Genomic DNA, 18,794 nt, shown 5'->3' on the forward strand with positions numbered 1-18,794 from the left:
GCGGTTCACTTAGAGAGATAGCCATGAAACGAGCCGTGAACGCCCTACAAAATTTCGGAAAATCATTATACGGACCGGTACTTATCTTACCGATTGTCGGGCTGTTCATCGCCTTCGGCAACGTATTGGGTAACGGTAATCTAGCAGAATATGTGCCGTTTCTCGGCCATCCTTTGATTCAAAACATTGGCCAGCTGATCGCCAAATCAGCGGTCTCTGTGCTGGTAAACCTGGCGCTGGTTTTTGCGGTCGGCATTCCTATTGGTCTTGCGACGCGGGACAAAGGTTACGCCGCGCTCATAGGGCTGGTGACCTTTGTGGTGTTCATCAACGCCATGAATGTGACGCTCCAGCTGCAAGGGCATCTGGCTCCGGCCGATCAGATGAAAGCCGCCGGGCAGAGCATGGTACTCGGTGTACAAGTGCTGGAGATGGGCGTGTTCGCCGGGATCCTGACGGGCGCATTGTCGGGATACCTGTACAACAAATACTCCGGCGTACAGTTTAACGGTGCGATGGCGATCTACTCCGGGCACTGCTTCGTGGCGATTGTGATGCTGCCAGTATCGATGTTGCTCGGCGTGTTAATGAGCGAACTGTGGCCCTTCGCCCAGCACGGTATCAGCGCGATGGCTCTGGCTATTAAGGGTTCTGGCGCGTTTGGCGTGGCGATTTATGGTTTCCTGGAGCGCATTCTGGTGCCGACAGGACTCCATCATCTGGTCTACACCCCGTTCCTGTATACGGAGCTTGGCGGCACGCAGGACGTGTGCGGCACGGTGTATCAGGGCGCACGGAATATCTATTTCGCTGAAATGGCCTGCCCGGAAGTAAAACAGTTAAGCAGCACGGTGGTGTGGGATGCGCGCGGGATCAGCAAGATGTTCGGTCTGCCCGCCGCAGCGCTGGCAATGTATATGACAGCCCGCCCGGAACGTAAAGCGCTCGCTAAAGCCATTCTGATCCCGGCGGCACTGACCTCCCTGTTGGTCGGCGTGACTGAGCCGCTGGAGTTCTCATTCCTGTTTGTCGCCCCGCTGCTGTTTGTAGTGCATGCGGTACTGACCGGGATTGGCATGATGCTGTTCTACCTGTTTGGCGTTCATGCTATCGGCGCTAACGGCATTATCGATTTCATTTTGTACAACCTGCCGCTCGGCACCGAAAAGTCCAACTGGCCGATGTACATCGTGGTCGGGATGATTATGTTTGCCCTCTATTTCATCGTGTTCCGCTTCCTGATCCTGCGCTTCGACATGAAAACGCCGGGCCGCGAGGATGACGAACAGGAAACTCGTCTGTACAGCAAACAAGAGTATCAGGCGAAGGGCAGCAACGACGGGCTGGGCGAGTCCATCGTGGTCGGTCTCGGCGGGCGAGCAAACATTGAAGTGGTGGATAACTGCTACACCCGACTGCGCGTCACCGTCAAAGATGTCGACATCATCGACGAGCCACGCCTCAAGGCGACGGGCGCGAAAGGCATTATCAAGCAAGGTAACAACGTTCAGGTGGTCTACGGGCTGCACGTCAAAAAAATGCGAGAAGCCGTTGAGACGTTTCTCTGAAGGAGCCAAACATGTTTAAACCTCCCTTTATTCTGTCCATTGCCGGTGGCGGCAGCACTTACACGCCGGGCATTGTGAAAAGCCTGATGGTCCAGTTGCAGGATTTCCCGCTGGCGGAAATTCGCCTCTACGACATCGACGCCGCACGCCAGGACACCATCGCGCCAGTGGTCGAAAAAGTAATTCGCGACCACAGCCAGAGCATCAAATTTACCGTGACCGACAACCCGGAAGTGGCGTTCAGCGGGGCACATTTCGTCTTCGCTCAGATGCGCGTCGGTCAGTACAAAATGCGCGAGCAGGATGAGAAGATCCCCCTGCACCACGGCGTCGTCGGCCAGGAAACCTGCGGTCCTGGCGGGCTGGCCTACGGTCTGCGCACCATTTTACCGATGGTGGAGCTTATCGATCTGGTGGAGCGTTACGCTCACCAAAAAGCGTGGATCGTGAACTACTCCAACCCGGCGGCAATTGTGGCAGAAGGCGTGCGTCGCCTGCGCCCGAATGCCCGCGTACTGAATATCTGCGATATGCCGGTGGCGGCGATGCGCAATATGGGCGCGATTCTGGGTGTCGATCGTCACAAGCTGGAAGTCGACTATTTTGGTCTGAACCACTTCGGCTGGTTTACCCGCGTACTGGTGGACGGCGTCGACAGATTGCCGGAACTGCGTCGCCACATCGCGAAATACGGCCTGCTGACGGAAGACGCGGCCAAAACCGACCCGCAGCACTCGGACCCCTCGTGGGTGAAAACCTGGCGCAACATTAAGCCAATCATGGATAACTTCCCGGAATACCTGCCGAACCCGTATCTGCAGTATTACCTGATGCCAAATCAGATTGTTGAGCATCAGAACCCGGACTACACCCGCGCTAATGAAGTGATGAACGGGCGAGAGAAAAAACTGTTCGCGGCGGCGGAAGAGTACAAGCGTACCGGCATTCTGTCCGACGCTTTCCACGTCGGTGTACACGGCGAGTTTATTGTCGATGTTGCGCGCTCACTGGCGTTCAACCTGCGTCAGCGCCATCTGGTGATGGTTGAAAACCGTGGGGCGATCACCAATCTGCCGTACGACGCCGTAGTAGAAGTCCCGGCCTATATTACCTCCGAAGGGCCAGAGCCGATTCGCGTGGGCCAGGTTCCGCTGTTCCATCAGACGCTGCTCCAGCAGCAGCTCGCCTCTGAGCAACTGCTGGTGGAAGCGACTATCGAAGGCAGTTACGAAAAGGCGTTGCAGGCATTTACCCTGAACCGCACCGTACCGACGATGGAACACGCGAAAGCCATTCTTGATGAGATGATTGAGGCCAACCGCGACTACTGGCCTGCGCTGCAAAAAGCGTGGCAGGACGGCGAAGCGGTGAAAAAATAAGGGCTTGCTCGCGAGTTGAACGTGGTGTGCTTGTCGGTGTCAGAAAAAACACCGACAATCCTTTCAATTCAAAAATGAAATGGAGGCACCCATGTCCACCTCATATTTTGTCGCAGCCGACTGGCTTCTCGAACACAGCGACGACCCGGAAGTGCAAATTCTTGATGCGCGAATGGCCCCTCCAGGGCAAGAACATCGCGACGTTCCCGCTGAATACCGCGCCGGACATCTCCCGGGCGCGGTCTTTTTCGATATCGAAGCCCTCTCCGATCACACCTCTCCTCTGCCGCACATGATGCCGCGCGCGGAAGCCTTTGCCGTGGCAATGCGCGAGCTGGGCGTGAGTCGTGACAAGCATCTGGTGGTGTATGACGAGGGCAATCTGTTCTCCGCCCCACGCGCGTGGTGGATGCTGAAAACCTTTGGCGTCGAGAATGTGTCTATTCTGGCCGGTGGACTGGCGGCCTGGCAGCGCGACGAACTGCCGCTTCAGCAGGGGGATGTCGCTCTGCCGGAAGGGGATTTCGACGCCACGCTCGATCCGACCGTCGTGAAACGTCTGACCGATGTATTACTGGCGAGCCACGAGAAAACGGCGCAAATCGTCGATGCCCGCCCTGCGCCTCGCTTTACTGCCCAGGCCGACGAGCCGCGCCCTGGCCTGAAACGCGGCCATATTCCCGGCGCACTTAACGTGCCGTGGGGCGATCTGGTCTTTGAAGGCGAGCTGAAAACCACCGATGAACTGAGCGAGATTTTTGAACGTCAGGGTGTGGATTTGCACAAACCGGTCATTGCCAGCTGCGGCTCTGGCGTCACCGCCTGCGTGGTGATTCTGGCGCTGGCGACCCTTGGCGTGACCGACGTGACCTTATACGACGGCGCGTGGAGCGAATGGGGTGCGCGTGACGATCTGCCGATTGAACCCGCTCAATAATGGATAACCGGCTGGCGACACTGCTCACGCGCGGGGAATCGTTGACCCGCGCGGAATATCGCGTCCTGTCGCATCTCACGGAGCATCCCCTGCTGGTGGGTAATATCACGGTGCGCGAGCTGGCGCAGGCGACATTTGTCTCGACGGCGACCATTATGCGCCTGTGTCAGAAGCTGGGGTTTAGCGGCTTTAGTGAGTTCATCTGGCACTGCAAGCAGTTACTCACCGATACGCCGCACATTGCGAGCCAGGCTCAGGATTTACCCCACCTGCCCGCCCTGTTCAGCCAGTTTATCGCCAACTATCAGCAGACCTTTCAGTGGGTGACGGAAGAGAAGCGCCGTCAGTTTGCGACGCTGCTGCGCGAGAAAGAGAGTTTCTTTTTGTACGGGGCCGGGTTTTCCTATTTGTTCGCCGAGTACCTGACCAAAAAGCTGCAGGTGCTGGGCAAAACGGCGTTTATTTCCGGGCCGGGCGACAGCCGGAATATTTTTCTCAGCAACGCAGCGCGCTATCAGGTGTTTATCGCGGTGTCGCGCAGCGGCGAAACAGAACAGGTTCTGGATAAAGCGCGGATCGCTAAAAACGTCGGCATGACGGTAATCGCCTTTACCCGTGCGTCAGCGAATACCCTTGCCGGGATGGCGGATCTGCATTTTGCGTTGTATGACGAAGCGGTGCATTACGCCGCCGAGGCCGCAGGCGTGACGTCGTTTGAATCGAATCTGGTGTTACTGATGGATTTACTGCTGCTGGAAGCAACGGGGTGAATGTTCACCCCGCTCACTTTAGATAATGCGGGTGGTTTTCAAATCGCGCAGGAAGCCGCCCCAGCGACGTTCGTAGAACGGCGTGATGTGCTCGGTAATAAAGTGGCTGATGCCCTTCTCACCTTTAACGACCTGACAGATATCAATCGGCTCGTCGCCCGGCAGAGTATCGGTAGCAACGCTACCTGTCGCCTGAATGATCTCTTCGATATCACCGTCCGCTTCAATCCCAATCAGCAGAACCGACTGTTCTTCCGCGCTCTCTTTGATCGAGCAGAGAAACGCGCGTTTCACCGGTTTGATGGTTTTGAACAGCGTGGTCAGGGAGTCGATCATCTGCGCCGGGGGTTCGGCCACTTCGGACAGCAGCAGCGTTTCGCCGCCTTCCAGCACTTCCTGCGTGCTCAGCGGGTTGCCCTCTTCGCCAATCAGATGGCTGATTTCGCGCGGGGTGAACTCTTTTCCGGTCGGCAGTTTGGCGTTGAGGAACAGGGTTTCGCCGAGCGTCATTTCGAACAATGTGCGCACGGGCATGACCACAAACGCCTGCTCGTCTTCAACCGCTTGCTGTAAGGCTTCAAGTGAGGTGAAGAACGGGATGACGGAAGTGCCGTCGTCTTTTTCCCAGTGCAGCAGATCCAGCGCGCTGTCTTCAACAACCTGCTCGCCTTCCGCCGCCGTTCCTGGAACCCAGACGGTGGACTCCAGCAGGGTGCGGAAAAATGCCGGACGATGGGCGGGCTCAGTCGCCGCCTGCTCCAGCAGAGTTTCTAATTCGTTTTTGGTTTCGGACATAGTTTCGTTACGTTAATCGCCCGGCGGCGCTGCGCTTGCACGGGCCTACGGGTTTTGTAGGCCGGGTAAGCGCAGCGCCACCCGGCATTAAGCCAATTACTCAGCCGTCAACAGATTCGCAATAGTGCGCACACCCAGACCGGTGGCGCCCGCAGACCACTGCTCCACGCCCGCTTTACGGTAGGTGGCGGAACAGTCGATGTGCAGCCAGCCTTCGCGATAGTTTTCAACGAAGTGGGACAGGAAACCTGCCGCGGTGCTTGCGCCTGCCGGATAGGCTGCGCTCGCAGTGTTGTTCAGCTCGGCAAAATTAGATGGCAGCTGGCTGCGGTGGAATTCGGCCAGCGGCAGACGCCAGAACGGTTCGTTCTCGGCTGCGGCACTCGCCAGCAGACGGGCGGCCAGTTTGTCGTCGAAGCTGAACAGGGCGTGATAGTCGTTGCCCAGGGCGGTTTTCGCCGCACCTGTCAGGGTCGCCATGTCGATGATCAATTCTGGTTTCTGCGCAGATGCGTCAATCAGGCCATCGGCCAGCACCAGACGGCCTTCGGCGTCGGTGTTCATCACTTCAACGTTTTTACCGTTGCGATAGCGAATGATATCGCCCAGCTTGAATGCGTTGCCGCTCACCATGTTGTCGGCGCAGCACAGGTACAGTTTCACGCGCTTATTCAGGCCACGGGTGATGGCAAACGCCAGTGCGCCAGTGATGGTCGCCGCGCCGCCCATGTCGGACTTCATAGAGTCCATGAATGCGCTTTGTTTCAGGCTATAGCCGCCGGTATCAAAGGTGATACCTTTCCCGACCAGGCAGGCAAAGACAGGCGCTTGTTTGTCACCCGTTGGGTTGTAATCCAGCGCCAGCAGGACCGGTGGGCGCTCGGAGCCACGGCCCACAGTGTGAATACCCATGTAGTTCTGCTCGCGCAGATCTTCACCTTTGGTGATGCGGTACGACATTTTATCGCCTGCCGCTTTGCACAGCAGATCGACCGCGCGCTGCGCCAGCTGCTCTGGACCGAGCTCTTCCGCCGGGGCGTTGATGGTGTCACGCACCCAGTCGATGATGGTCAGACGGTTTTCCAGCTCTTTCTGCGCGGCTTCATCGAGGTTTGCCCACTCGACTTTACGGGTGCCTTTCGGGCCTTTGTAACCCGCCCAGAAGGCCCAGCTGCGATCCGTGTCCCAGCCTTCACCAGCTAGAGTGACATGCTTGATGCCCAGACCGTCGATTTTACGCGCGGCGCGCTGGATCAGACCCAAATCATCGGAATCGTTCAGGTGCAGGGTGATGCCGTCATTGTTAATGCTGTAGGTGGCTTTGTCGCCCCAGCGTGCGTCCGCAGGCTGTGTAGAGAGCGTAATTTTCATCGCTTCGGTCATTTTATTTTTCCTTATTAGCAACTAGCAAACGGGCCGCCAGAGGCAGCCCGTATATTCATTCCACTAAATGATTCGCGCTGCAGAAAGGCGGCAAGCGAGCAAATCCCCAGGAGCAGAGATTACTCTGTGACTGGGGTGAGCGAGCGCGGCCAACGCATCTGCAGCGTGAAGCATGACGTGGAACTACTCTGCTTCATCTAACCAGACTAGCAGAATCGCCTCCAGAATTTTTTCATTGGATGCGCTAGGATCGTCGTCAAAATCTTCCAGATCGCAGATCCACTGATGCATATCGGTGAATCGGACGGTCTTGGGGTCGAGATCCGGGTTGGCGTCGTATAGCGCCTCGCCGATTTCGCGGCTGTCGGTCCACTTCAGTCCCATACTACCCCCTGTTAATGCTCACGCGCATGGTTGATAGTGTAACGCGGGATTTCGACCACCAGGTCTTCATCGGTGACGCGCGCCTGGCAGCTTAAACGGCTGTCTGGCTCCAGACCCCATGCTTTATCCAGCATGTCGTCTTCGTCTTCGGTGCTTTCCGCGAGGGAGTCAAAACCTTCACGCACGATGCAGTGGCAGGTGGTGCAGGCACAGGATTTTTCACAGGCGTGTTCAACTTCGATACCGCCGCGCAGGGCAACATCGAGAATGGTTTCGCCGGTCTCAGCTTCCAGAACTACGCCATCCGGACAGAGGTCCGCATGAGGCAGAAAAACAATCTTTGGCATATTAAACCTCGTCCACGGACTGGCCTTTCAGCGCGGTACGGACAGACTGGTCCATACGGCGTGCGGCGAAGTCCTGGGTTTGTTTATCAACGTTTTTAATCGCTTGTTCTATTGCGTCAGCGTCATCGCCGTCGGCCACTGCGCGTAACTGCGCGGTAGCATCGTCGATAACCTGACGCTCGGCGGCGCTTAACAGCGCGGCATCAGCAGTGAGTGCGCCTTCCAGACTTTCCAGCACGCGCGCGGCTTCGACTTTTTGTTCAGCCAGCATACGCGCCTTCACATCCTGTTCGGCATAGCTCATTGAATCCTGAATCATGGTGGCGATTTCGCCATCGGTCAGTCCGTAGGACGGTTTCACCTGAATGGAAGACTCCACGCCGGTCGATTTTTCCATCGCCGTGACGCTCAGTAGACCGTCGGCATCCACCTGGAAGGTGACGCGGATATGCGCCCCACCCGCAGGCAGCGCCGGGATACCGCGCAGCGCGAAACGCGCCAGCGAACGGCAATCCTGAACCAGCTCGCGCTCGCCCTGCATCACGTGGATGGACATCGCCGTCTGACCGTCTTTGAAGGTGGTGAACTCCTGCGCGCGCGCCACAGGAATAGTGGTGTTACGCGGGATCACTTTCTCGACCAGGCCGCCCATCGTTTCCAGCCCTAACGAGAGCGGAATAACATCGAGCAGCAGCATTTCGCTGTCCGGCTTGTTGCCGACCAGAATGTCCGCCTGCACCGCCGCGCCAATCGCCACCACTTTGTCCGGGTCGATGGAGGTGAGCGGCGTACGGCCAAAAAATTCGCCCACGCGATCGCGCACCAGTGGTACGCGGGTCGATCCGCCAACCATCACCACTTCCAGCACCTCGCTGGCGTCGACGTTGGCGTCTTTCAGTGCGCGACGACAGGCCAGGAGCGTGCGTTTTACCAGTGAGGCAATCAGTTCGTTGAACTGCTCGCGGGTGATTTCACCGCTCCAGCCCGCCACGTTAACGGTGACAGACTGCGCGTCGCTAAGAGCAATTTTGGCGTCAATAGCGGCGTCGAGCAGTTCGCGCTGGACGCGGACGTCGCTGCGATCGGCAATGCCTGCCTGTTCGCGAATGTAATCCGCCAGCAGATGGTCGAAGTCGTCGCCGCCGAGGGCAGAATCGCCGCCGGTCGCCAGCACTTCAAACACACCACGGCTGAGGCGCAGAATGGAGATATCAAAGGTGCCGCCACCGAGATCGTAAACGGCAATCACCCCTTCCTGACCGGAGTCGAGGCCGTAGGCAATCGCTGCTGCGGTAGGCTCGTTGAGCAGACGCAGCACGTGCAGGCCCGCCAGACGTGCAGCGTCTTTGGTGCCCTGACGCTGGGCATCGTCAAAGTAAGCCGGAACGGTGATCACCACGCCGTCCAGCTCGCCTTCAAGCGTTGCCGTCGCACGCGCCGCCAGCGCTTTGAGAATATCGGCAGAGACGCGAATCGGATTGAGTAAACCGGCATCGGTTGCGATCATCGGCAGGCCGTTTTCACTGGCTAGCAGCTGATAGGGCAGATGCGGGTAACGCGTCTGAATATCGACCAGCGAGCGGCCCATCATTCGTTTTACCGAGCTGATGGTATTGGCTGGATCTTTCGCGGCATTGGCGCGCGCGTCATATCCTACCGAGTAGCCCTGCTGCTGGTAGTAAACCACGGAAGGCAGCAGATGACGCCCTTCGGCGTCTGCCAGGGTTTCCGCCTGGCCGCTGCGTACGGTCGCTACGAGGGAATTGGTGGTGCCTAAATCAATGCCCACCGCCAGACGACGCTGGTGCGGTGCGGCGCTGAGGCCAGGCTCACTAATTTGTAATAAGGCCATAATTGCTTCCGAAATCAGAAATCGAGCAGCTTTTCTTCGAGTTGTTCAGCACTGCTTCGTAGTTTATCGAGAAAACGCAGCTTGCGTACAGTGTCCGCCGCCACGTCCCACGTCTGGTTATTCAGTTGTTCAACCATCAGCTGATGGCGGGAGTCGAACATCGCTTTCACCCGTTTGATGAAGCTTTCAAGACGCGCTTCGTCTTTTGCCTGTTCGATCTCATCCAGCTCTTCGCGCAACTCCAGCTGTTCCATCAGGAAGGCGGTGTCACGGACGGTGTGCTGTTCGCTTGCCAGATCAAAACCGTGCAGGGAGAGCAGATATTCCGCGCGTGCTAACGGATTGCGCAGAGTTTGCCACGCCTGGTTGATCGTGGCCGACTGCGAAACTGCAGCCAGTTGCTCCGCCGGGGTACCGCTGGCAAATTTATCCGGATGGAATTGACGTTGCAGATCCTGAAAACGAACCGTCAGGCTCTGAATATCAATCGGGTACTGGGCGGGCAACCCAAAGAGGGTGAAGTAATCCATAACAATCTCAGGGTTAGCCAGTTAGAACAAACCCCACACGTAGCCAGGCCACGGTGGGGTTTCGGATAACGCGCCGTTAAACGTGGAAGCTTTCGCCGCAACCGCACTCGTCTTTTACGTTCGGGTTAGTGAATTTAAACCCTTCGTTGAGGCCTTCTTTCACGAAGTCCAGCTGAGTGCCGTTGAGAAATTGCAGGCTCTTGCCATCGACTACTACCTTCACGCCTTTATCTTCAAACACGGTGTCATCAGTTGCCGGTTCGTCAACAAACTCCAGTACATAAGCCATACCGGAACAGCCGGAGGTACGTACGCCCAGTCGCAGGCCAAAGCCTTTACCACGGTTCGCCAGAAAGGAGCTTACTCGCGCGGCAGCGCTGTCGCTAAGGGTAATCGACATACTCAAACCTCAATTATTTCGCTTCACGTTTGCTTTTATAGTCCGCAATAGCGGCTTTGATCGCGTCTTCTGCCAGGATAGAACAGTGAATTTTCACCGGTGGCAGTTCGAGTTCGTCAGCAATATCGGTGTTTTTAATTGCCTGAGCTTCGTCCAGAGACTTGCCCTTTACCCATTCGGTAACGAGGGAGCTGGATGCGATTGCAGAACCGCAGCCGTAAGTCTTGAAACGTGCGTCTTCAATGATACCTTCATTGTTGACTTTAATCTGCAACTTCATCACGTCGCCACAGGCCGGTGCGCCGACCATACCGCTACCAACGCTTTCGTCGCTGTTGTCGAAAGAGCCAACGTTGCGTGGATTCTCGTAATGATCAATAACTTTTTCGCTGTATGCCATTTTTTAACTCTCCTGTCCTACCGATTAGTGATGTGACCATTCGATGCTGTTGATATCCACGCCCTGTTTGAACATTTCCCACAGTGGAGAAAGGTCGCGCAGACGGCCAATGGAGTTACGAACCAGTTTGATGGTGTAGTCAATCTCTTCTTCGGTAGTAAAGCGACCTAAAGAGAAACGGATAGAGCTGTGTGCCAGCTCGTCGGTCATACCCAACGCACGCAGCACGTAGGATGGCTCGAGGCTTGCAGAGGTACAGGCGGAACCGGAAGAAACGGCCAGGTCTTTCAGGGCCATGATCAGTGATTCGCCTTCAACGTAGTTGAAGCTGACGTTAAGAATGTTTGGAGCACCCTGTTCAAGGTCGCCGTTCAGATACACTTCTTCCATATCTTTCACGCCGTCCCACAGACGGTTACGCAGAGTGCGCAGACGCGCCATCTCGCCTTCCATCTCTTCTTTCGCGATACGGTAGGCTTCGCCCATGCCGACGATCTGGTGAACAGGCAGAGTGCCGGAACGCATGCCGCGCTCGTGACCGCCGCCGTGCATCTGTGCTTCGATGCGGATACGTGGCTTACGACGAACGTACAGCGCGCCGATACCTTTCGGGCCATAGATTTTGTGGCCGGAGAAGGACATCAGGTCTACTTTCAGCTGGCTCAGATCGATAGGCAGTTTGCCCACGCTCTGGGTCGCATCAACGTGATAGATGATGCCGCGCGCACGGCACAGTTCGCCGATAGTCGCGATATCCTGCACCACGCCGATTTCGTTGTTTACATGCATGATGGACACCAGAATGGTGTCGTCGCGCATTGCCGCTTCGAGCTCTTTCAGGTCGATAATACCGTTGCTCTGTGGGGCGAGATAGGTGACGTCAAAACCTTCACGCTCAAGCTGACGACAGGTGTCCAGCACGGCTTTGTGTTCGGTTTTGCTGGTGATGATGTGCTTGCCTTTTTTCTGGTAGAAGTTGGCAGCACCTTTGATCGCCAGGTTGTCGGATTCGGTTGCACCGGAGGTGAAAACAATTTCACGCGGATCGGCACCAACCAGCTCAGCAATCTGATTACGGGCGATATCTACCGCCTCTTCAGCATGCCAGCCAAAACGGTGTGAACGGGAAGCTGGGTTACCAAAGTTTCCGTCCAGGGTCAGACACTGCATCATTTTCTCGGCAACACGCGGGTCCACCGGCGTGGTTGCGGAGTAATCGAGATAGATCGGTAATTTCATTGCTCTATAAACTCCGTACATCGCTTCAATGCAAGGAATCAGGCTAACCGGCTGGATGTACGACCGAGTAGACGGGGCGAGTTAACGCCCCGGCCTGATTCTGAAATTCTTTATATTTTTTTGCCCACAATAGTTCGTGTTGCATGCAGCACGAACTATGACGGGCAAATTATGCGCGTAATTTGACGTCGATCGCGTCTTGTCCGCGGGTGCTGCGTTGGTTTTCGTGATTGTGCTGACGACCAGACACATCCAGAACTTCCTGGTTATTCACCAGTTCACCGAGGGTGATGTTGTTCAGGAAGCCGGTCAGACGGTCGCTCAGATCGCGCCACAGCGCGTGGGTCAGGCATTTATCGCCGCCCTGACAGCCGCCTTTGCCCTGGCAACGGGTCGCATCTACCGACTCATCAACAGCGCTGATAACTTCGCCAACTGCAATACTGCCCGCGTCTTTACCCAGCAGATAGCCGCCGCCTGGGCCACGTACGCTGGAAACCAGTCCGTTTTTACGCAATCTGGAGAATAATTGTTCCAGATAAGACAGGGAAATTCCCTGACGTTCAGAAATATCAGCCAACGGAACCGGGCCCGATTCAGAGTTGAGCGCGACGTCCAGCATCGCGGTCACAGCATAACGCCCTTTAGATGTCAGTCTCATGTCTTACTTAACCTCAAACTCGCCCCTGCCCGGGGTTTTTTATTGTAAAATGGGGGGTATTGCATAGCAGGGGCAAGTCTGACATTCCCGACTAAATTGGTCAACTATTTACTTGACTGTTTTAGTCAGGTATTTAGCCATATGTGCGCTCAAAGCCTTGCCGGGTGGCGCTTCGCTTACCCGGCCTACAAAATCGTGCGTACTGTGCCACCCGGCAACAGGCCGCATTATTCTTTATTCTTCTGCTCAATAATCGACGCCAGCATCCCGCGCAGGATATTCAGCTCCTGTGTTTCCGGGCGAGCACGAGTAAACAGACGGCGCAGCTTATTCATTACCTGGCCAGGATGGGACGCGCGGATAAAGCCCGTCGTCAGCAGCGTTTGCTCAAGGTGGCCGTAAAAACGCTCCAGATCGTCCACCAGCGGATACGCAGCTTCTTCTGGCTGTTCAGCGGTGACACCTTTTTCCTGGGTCGCCAGCCACGCCATACGCACTTCATAGGCGATAACCTGCACTGCCATCGCCAGGTTCAGCGAGCTGTATTCCGGGTTCGCGGCAATCGCCACGTGATAGTGACATTTCTGCAGTTCGTCGTTGGTCAGACCCACACGCTCACGGCCAAACACCAGCGCGATCGGCGCTGACGCGGCTTCTGCGACGCTTTTCAGGCCGCATTCGCGCGGATCGAGCATCGGCCACGGCAGCGTGCGTGAACGTGCGCTGGTCCCGACCACCAGGCTACAGCCCGCCAGCGCTTCGTCAAGGGTGTCAACAATTTGCGCGTTGCCAATCACGTCGCTCGCGCCTGCTGCCAGTGCGATAGCCTGAGAATCTGGTTTCACCAGCGGATTAACCAGCCACAGATTGGTTAAACCCATGGTTTTCATTGCGCGGGCGACAGAGCCCATATTGCCAGTGTGTGATGTTTCGACCAGTACGATTCGGATGTTTTGCAGCATAATGAGTTTTGTCTGAGACCAGTGTCTAAAGAATATTCAACCATATTATCATAAACGAGAGACATGATCCGAACTCGCTGCTATACTCTGCGCCGTTTTCGAGTATCCCTGTTCTTTAACATCCAGTGAGAGTAACCGATGCAACATCCTATGTTGACCATCGCCGTGCGCGCAGCGCGCAAGGCGGGTAATGTAATTGCCAAACACTACGAAACGCCAGATTCTGTAGAAACCAGCCAGAAAGGCAGCAATGACTTTGTGACTAACGTCGATAAAGCCGCAGAAGCGATTATTGTCGAAACCATTCGCAAATCTTACCCGCAACACACCATCATCGCCGAAGAAAGCGGTGAACTGGCAGGCGAAGATCAGGATGTTCAATGGATTATCGATCCACTGGATGGCACCACCAACTTCGTTAAACGCCTTCCTCATTTCTCTGTCTCTATCGCAGTACGCATCAAAGGCCGTACTGAAGTAGCCGTTGTTTACGATCCAATGCGTAACGAACTGTTCACGGCAACCCGTGGTCAGGGCGCACAGCTGAACGGATACCGTCTGCGTGGCAGCAACTCTCGCGATCTGGATGGCACGATTCTGGCGACCGGTTTCCCATTCAAAGCCAAACAACACGCTCAAACCTACATGAAGATCCTTGGCAAGCTTTACACCGAATGCGCGGATTTCCGTCGCACCGGTTCTGCTGCACTGGATCTGGCCTACGTTGCCGCTGGCCGCGTTGATGGTTATTTTGAAATCGCGCTGAAGCCGTGGGATTTTGCAGCTGGCGAACTGATTGCTCGTGAAGCAGGCGCCCTGGTATGCGACTTCACTGGCGGTCACAACTACCTGATGAGCGGTAACATCGTTGCCGGTAATCCACGTGTTGTGAAAGCGATGCTGGCGAACATGCGTGACGAACTGAGTGAAGCGCTGAAGCGTTAATTCCTTTCGGTTCCCTCTCCCTGTGGGAGAGGGCTAGGGTGAGGGCATCAGGCCGCACCCTTTAAAACGGTCGTAACCCCCGCCCCACCGGCACCGCGCTGACCCACATCGTCACCGCCGCCACCAGTAAAATTACCCCGCCTGCTAACGCCAGCGTCGTCCAGCCCACCTGCCGCCACAGTACCGGCGTTTTGTTGCCGCTCAGTTTCACCGCCAGCTGGCGAAAACTGTGGACCAGCAAGGCCAGAGACGTAATCGTCAGCGACGTCCCCGCAGCCATCGCCAGTGCGGAAATCACGCCCCAGCTAAATACCCCAATCACCTTACTGAACAGCAGCACCATGATTGCCCCGGAACAGGGCCGCATCCCCATCGACAGAATGATCATCAGCCGTGCGCGCCAGTCGTCCCCGCTTTGCAGCTGTTCTTGCGTCGGCAAATGCTGATGCCCGCAGCCGCAGTGGGCATCGTGAACATGATGCGGCGTGAACGTTTTGAATTTGGGTTTTTGCAGCAATGCGCGCAGTTTTTTGAGCGCTCGCCAGCAGAGCAATAGCCCAAGCACGCCCACCAGCGCATAGCTCCCCTTCTCCAGCCAGAAACTACTCATGTGCAGCTGACGAGCCGGTAGTTGCAGTACCGTCAGCACCACGACCACCAGCGCAATCGCCACCAGTCCCTGCAATAACGAAGAGGCAAGCGTTAAGCCAATACTCGATTTGAGCTTTGAAGGATGGGTCGCAAGCCAGGTGGTAATGACGATTTTCCCGTGCCCCGGCCCTAGCGCGTGCAGCACGCCGTATAGAAAACTGAAGATCAGCAGCGAGCCACCGGCTTTGGTCGGGTTCTCCGCCACCGCTTTGAGCAGTCCGCTCATTTGCTGATTGACCTCGCGCTGCCAGATGATGCTTTTCATCATCACCTGCGGCCACGCCTGCCAGAGCCAGAATGCGCCAACGGCGGCCAGAACCAGAAACAGGAATAGCGGCCAGAGGTGCAGCCAGCGGCGTTTTTTACTGAGAGAAGAAGCCATCACTGACATTGCACGGTCACCTGCTGCGCGAACTGTTTACCCAAATCCATATCCTCCGGCGGCGCATCGGCTTTATCGAGCGATAGCGCAAAGTTCATCGTCTCTTCACTCGGCTTTGGCGTATGGACTGCAATCGTGCAGCGCTTTTGCAGCGCGGCGGGAAGCGCCGCATCTTTGTCTTCGGCATAGCTCATGTCGACGTAATAGCTCGGATCAAAAGTCGAGAAAGTGTATTTCTGCCCGGCCAGCGGCTGCGGTTCGGCCAATGGCAAAATAAAGGTTAACACTGCCTGATGGCCATCGCGCTCCATGCCGTAGGTGGTCGGTCGATTAAGAAATTTAACCTTTTGCCCGTTATGCCAGAACTCGGTGAAATAGTGCTGCCCGAGCACATTGGCCATCACTTCCGCTGCCAGCTTTTTCCAGATCTCATCGCCAGGCTTTGCCGCGCCTGCATCATAAAGCAGATCGGCCGAGGTGATTTCATCCATCGTCCAGCGCATTTTCAGGCCGCTCATCTGCATATCATCGGCGACAATTTCCGTCTGCAGGCTGATAAAACTGTGAGGATGCGCACTGGCCGCCGAAGATAAAACCGCCAAAAATAGCGCCGAAGCGCTGTGTTTAACTATTTGCATCGATTCCTCACGTCAAAAATTCTGTGATGTTCTCCCGCATTCCTGACGGAAAGACCCACGGGTGCGCTTTCCTGCGCACATCCTTTAGCTATTCTTATCGAATACCCCTACTGGATACCCGACAGATGATGACGACACTCGAAAACCCATCTGTGCTTTCCAGTTCGCAGCGCCGCTGCCAGGTGCTTTTGATGCTTTACCTGCCAGGTTTTGTCGTCACCCCGCAAAGCATTATCGATATCAATGGGGTCGACGACGACATCGCACGGCAAGATATAGCCGAGACGCGCGATGAGATCCAGCGCTATCACCGGCTGAACATCGTGACGCATCATGACGGCAGCTACCGAATTGAAGGTACGACGCTCGATCAACGCTTATGCCTGCTGCACTGGTTGCGACGGGCGCTGCGGCTATGCCCGCATTTTATTAGCCAACAGTTTACCCCGGCGCTTAAAACAGAGCTTAAACAGCTCGGCATCGCGCGTACGCTGTATGACGATACCAATTTGCGGGCGCTGATTGCCTTCTGTTCGCGCCGCCTGGAGTGCAACTTCGAGTGCCGCGACGTACAATTTTTGCAGCTCTATTTGCAATATTGCCTGATCCAGCATCATCTGGGCCAGACGCCGCAGTTTTCCCCCGTTCAGCGCCACTGGGCACATTCGCGCGGTGAATATCTGGCGGCGCAGGAGATTGTCCGCCACTGGCAGCGCCGGGTGCGACAAAGTCCGCACGCCGATGAGCCGCTGTTTCTGTCATTGCTGTTTATGATGCTGCGCACCCCCGATCCGCTGCGCGATGCGCATCAGCTAGACCAGCGTCTGCGCCACGCCATCTCACGCATGATCGGGCGTTTTCGCGGCCAGACGGGAATGCGCTTTAGCGACGAGCAGGGGCTGACGGATCAGCTGTATATTCATCTTTCCCAGGCGCTGGATCGCTCGCTGTTTGGCATCGGGATCGACAACAGCTTGCCGGAAGAGATTGGTCGCCTGTACCCGCGTCTGATGCGCACCACAAGGGATGTGTTGTTTGAAGTGGAGGCGGAATTTGGCCTGCGTTTTTCTGATGAAGAGATGTGCCTGGTGGCGGTGATTTTTGGCGCGTGGCTGATGCAGGAAACGGATCTGCATGAGAAACAGGTCGTGCTGCTAACGGGCGATGACAAAGCCAGTGAAGTGCTGATTGAGGGGCAACTGCGCGAACTGACGCTGCTGCCGCTCAACATTCGCTATGTGTCGCTTCAAACGTTCCAGAAAGAGGGTGCACCGCGCGAGGCGGCGCTGATCATCACCCCTTACGCCACCGCCCTGCCGCTGTTCTCGCCGCCGCTGATCCACGCCGTGGAGACGCTCAACCCGCAGCAGCAGGAACATATTCGCGCCATGCTGGAATCATAACGCCACGTTTTGCGCTGCCACTTTTGGACGAACCACCAGAGCCGGCAGCGCCACCAGCGCCATCACCCAGAACACGCCGTGGCCGAGATGCTGATACAGGAAGCCCGCGAACACGGTCATCACCGCAATACTGCCGCCCATCGCCACTGCCGAATAGACCGCTTGCAGACGAATGACTTCGCTGCCCTGACGCGCAGCGATATAGCGCATCGCCGCCAGATGGCAGACGGTGAAGGTGCCGCAATGCAGGATCTGGGCGACAATCAGCCACGGTAAATCGGTGGTCCAGCCCATGATGCCCCAGCGCAGCACGCCGCACACGGCGGAGAGCAGGAGCAGATCGCGCGCACCAAAGCGGCGGAAAAGCTTTTTGCTGAGAGCAAAAATGATGACTTCCGCCACCACGCCGAGCGACCAGAGATATCCAACAGCAGACGCAGAATAACCCGCGCCCTGCCAGTAAATCGCGCTGAAACCGTAGTACGCCGCGTGCGCGCCCTGCAATAAACATACGCAGGCCAGAAAACGCCAGCTTTGCTTAATCAGTGTGCTCCACGCAGCCCAGCCGGTGCTCTCCTGCTGGCGGCTTTCACCCTGCGGTTTGACCGACGGTTGTAGCAGCATTCCCAGCAGCATCGAGGCAATCCCGACGCTGAGCAGCGCCAGAATGGCATGATAATCGTAAAGGCTGACCAGCTTGCCGACCAGCGCCGAGCCAATCACAAAGGCCACCGATCCCCACAGACGCACGCGACCGTAGTCCATCGTTACCTGTTTTTGCCAGGTGTTCGCAAGGGCATCCGTCAGCGGAACCAGCGGCGAGAAGAAGAGGTTAAAGCCGACCATCACCACCATCAGCCAGGCAAACTGCTGGCTGACCCAGAAGCCTGCAAGGAACACCAGCGTGAGCAGCGCAAGAATGCGCATGGCTTTAATCAGCAGAGAGGGATCACTGACGCGCGGCGCAATCAGCAGGCTGCCGAGGAATCGCGCCACCAGGCCTGCGCCCAGCAGTACGCCGATGGTTTCCGGAGTCAGGCCGATACCTTTGAGCCACACGCTCCAGAAAGGCAGAAAAATACCGTAGCTAAAAAAGTAGGTAAAATAGCTGAGCGCCAGCCAGCGCGTGGAATGCAAACCCATGAATCCCTCCCGTTTTGGAGGCGCT

Annotated in this window: 20 protein-coding genes; 6 read left to right on the forward strand and 14 right to left on the reverse strand. The window is 56.4% G+C overall.

The genetic code is table 11. From position 1 onward, the window contains the following. Window positions 1–23: 23 nt before the first annotated feature. The 4 genes from JBO43_RS06125 to JBO43_RS06140 all read left to right on the forward strand — a co-directional run bounded on the left by JBO43_RS06125 (window position 24) and on the right by JBO43_RS06140 (window position 4,654). The gene (locus tag JBO43_RS06125) at window positions 24–1,568 is read left to right on the forward strand and encodes a PTS transporter subunit EIIC (protein ID WP_103949688.1); all 1,545 of its coding nucleotides are present in this window, start codon (window positions 24–26) and stop codon (window positions 1,566–1,568) included. 11 nt (window positions 1,569–1,579) lie between these two features. After that, window positions 1,580–2,947: a 6-phospho-alpha-glucosidase gene (locus JBO43_RS06130; RefSeq protein ID WP_095282898.1), complete on the forward strand. Its 1,368-nt coding sequence runs from the start codon at window positions 1,580–1,582 to the stop codon at window positions 2,945–2,947. A 91-nt stretch (window positions 2,948–3,038) separates the two neighbouring features. Next, window positions 3,039–3,884, forward strand: coding sequence for a 3-mercaptopyruvate sulfurtransferase (sseA, locus tag JBO43_RS06135; protein ID WP_095282899.1), 846 nt, complete (start codon window positions 3,039–3,041; stop codon window positions 3,882–3,884). Beyond that, window positions 3,884–4,654 (forward strand): MurR/RpiR family transcriptional regulator, encoded by a 771-nt coding sequence (locus JBO43_RS06140; protein ID WP_095282900.1) that lies wholly within the window; start codon window positions 3,884–3,886, stop codon window positions 4,652–4,654. The genes sseA and JBO43_RS06140 overlap by 1 nt, the downstream gene beginning before the upstream one ends. Before the next feature lie 18 nt (window positions 4,655–4,672). On the opposite strand, the gene sseB is transcribed toward JBO43_RS06140, so the two are convergent. The 11 genes from sseB to trmJ form a co-directional block, all read right to left on the reverse strand. Then, entirely contained in the window at window positions 4,673–5,449 is a 777-nt protein-coding gene (sseB, locus tag JBO43_RS06145) for an enhanced serine sensitivity protein SseB (RefSeq protein WP_202673905.1), read from the reverse strand. 96 nt (window positions 5,450–5,545) lie between these two features. Further along, a complete protein-coding gene (gene pepB / locus JBO43_RS06150; protein WP_103947297.1) occupies window positions 5,546–6,832 on the reverse strand; it encodes an aminopeptidase PepB in 1,287 nt (428 codons plus the stop codon). Between the two features lie 183 nt (window positions 6,833–7,015). After that, complete coding sequence (iscX, locus tag JBO43_RS06155; protein ID WP_095282903.1) at window positions 7,016–7,216, reverse strand: Fe-S cluster assembly protein IscX; 201 nt, start codon at window positions 7,214–7,216, stop codon at window positions 7,016–7,018. A gap of 11 nt (window positions 7,217–7,227) precedes the next feature. Beyond that, window positions 7,228–7,563: an ISC system 2Fe-2S type ferredoxin gene (gene fdx / locus JBO43_RS06160; RefSeq protein ID WP_095282904.1), complete on the reverse strand. Its 336-nt coding sequence runs from the start codon at window positions 7,561–7,563 to the stop codon at window positions 7,228–7,230. A gap of 1 nt (window position 7,564) precedes the next feature. Beyond that, a complete protein-coding gene (gene hscA, locus JBO43_RS06165; protein WP_202673906.1) occupies window positions 7,565–9,415 on the reverse strand; it encodes a Fe-S protein assembly chaperone HscA in 1,851 nt (616 codons plus the stop codon). Window positions 9,416–9,429: 14 nt separating this feature from the next. Next, a complete protein-coding gene (gene hscB, locus JBO43_RS06170; protein ID WP_095282906.1) occupies window positions 9,430–9,945 on the reverse strand; it encodes a co-chaperone HscB in 516 nt (171 codons plus the stop codon). A 76-nt stretch (window positions 9,946–10,021) separates the two neighbouring features. Next, window positions 10,022–10,345 carry an iron-sulfur cluster assembly protein IscA gene (iscA, locus tag JBO43_RS06175; protein ID WP_095282907.1) on the reverse strand — a complete coding sequence of 108 codons (324 nt, stop codon included), beginning with the start codon at window positions 10,343–10,345 and terminating at the stop codon, window positions 10,022–10,024. Window positions 10,346–10,358: 13 nt separating this feature from the next. Further along, entirely contained in the window at window positions 10,359–10,745 is a 387-nt protein-coding gene (gene iscU / locus JBO43_RS06180) for a Fe-S cluster assembly scaffold IscU (protein WP_005120408.1), read from the reverse strand. Window positions 10,746–10,769: 24 nt separating this feature from the next. Beyond that, window positions 10,770–11,984, reverse strand: a complete 1,215-nt coding sequence (locus JBO43_RS06185) for an IscS subfamily cysteine desulfurase (RefSeq protein WP_095282908.1) — start codon at window positions 11,982–11,984, stop codon at window positions 10,770–10,772. A 169-nt stretch (window positions 11,985–12,153) separates the two neighbouring features. Then, on the reverse strand, window positions 12,154–12,645 hold the full coding sequence (gene iscR / locus JBO43_RS06190; protein WP_095282909.1) for a Fe-S cluster assembly transcriptional regulator IscR: 492 nt from the start codon (window positions 12,643–12,645) through the stop codon (window positions 12,154–12,156). A 227-nt stretch (window positions 12,646–12,872) separates the two neighbouring features. Continuing rightward, window positions 12,873–13,607 carry a tRNA (cytosine(32)/uridine(32)-2'-O)-methyltransferase TrmJ gene (gene trmJ, locus JBO43_RS06195; protein WP_095282910.1) on the reverse strand — a complete coding sequence of 245 codons (735 nt, stop codon included), beginning with the start codon at window positions 13,605–13,607 and terminating at the stop codon, window positions 12,873–12,875. Between the two features lie 138 nt (window positions 13,608–13,745). Between trmJ and suhB the strand changes: the two genes are divergently transcribed. Then, window positions 13,746–14,552, forward strand: coding sequence for an inositol-1-monophosphatase (gene suhB, locus JBO43_RS06200; RefSeq protein WP_095282911.1), 807 nt, complete (start codon window positions 13,746–13,748; stop codon window positions 14,550–14,552). Window positions 14,553–14,613: 61 nt separating this feature from the next. Here the strand turns inward: suhB and JBO43_RS06205 are convergent, their stop codons facing one another. Both JBO43_RS06205 and JBO43_RS06210 read right to left on the reverse strand, forming a co-directional pair. Then, entirely contained in the window at window positions 14,614–15,594 is a 981-nt protein-coding gene (locus JBO43_RS06205; protein WP_202673907.1) for a nickel/cobalt transporter, read from the reverse strand. Then, window positions 15,585–16,223: a DUF1007 family protein gene (locus tag JBO43_RS06210; RefSeq protein ID WP_095282913.1), complete on the reverse strand. Its 639-nt coding sequence runs from the start codon at window positions 16,221–16,223 to the stop codon at window positions 15,585–15,587. Before JBO43_RS06210 ends, JBO43_RS06205 begins: the two co-directional genes overlap by 10 nt. 125 nt (window positions 16,224–16,348) lie before the next feature. Between JBO43_RS06210 and csiE the strand changes: the two genes are divergently transcribed. Next, window positions 16,349–17,626 (forward strand): stationary phase inducible protein CsiE, encoded by a 1,278-nt coding sequence (gene csiE, locus JBO43_RS06215; RefSeq protein WP_202673908.1) that lies wholly within the window; start codon window positions 16,349–16,351, stop codon window positions 17,624–17,626. On the opposite strand, the gene JBO43_RS06220 is transcribed toward csiE, so the two are convergent. Then, window positions 17,621–18,769, reverse strand: coding sequence for a 3-phenylpropionate MFS transporter (locus tag JBO43_RS06220; RefSeq protein ID WP_095282915.1), 1,149 nt, complete (start codon window positions 18,767–18,769; stop codon window positions 17,621–17,623). The two genes, csiE and JBO43_RS06220, sit on opposite strands and share 6 nt — an antisense overlap. Window positions 18,770–18,794: the final 25 nt, after the last annotated feature.

This window comes from Lelliottia jeotgali, from assembly GCF_016771845.1.
GTDB lineage: Bacteria > Pseudomonadota > Gammaproteobacteria > Enterobacterales > Enterobacteriaceae > Enterobacter > Enterobacter jeotgali.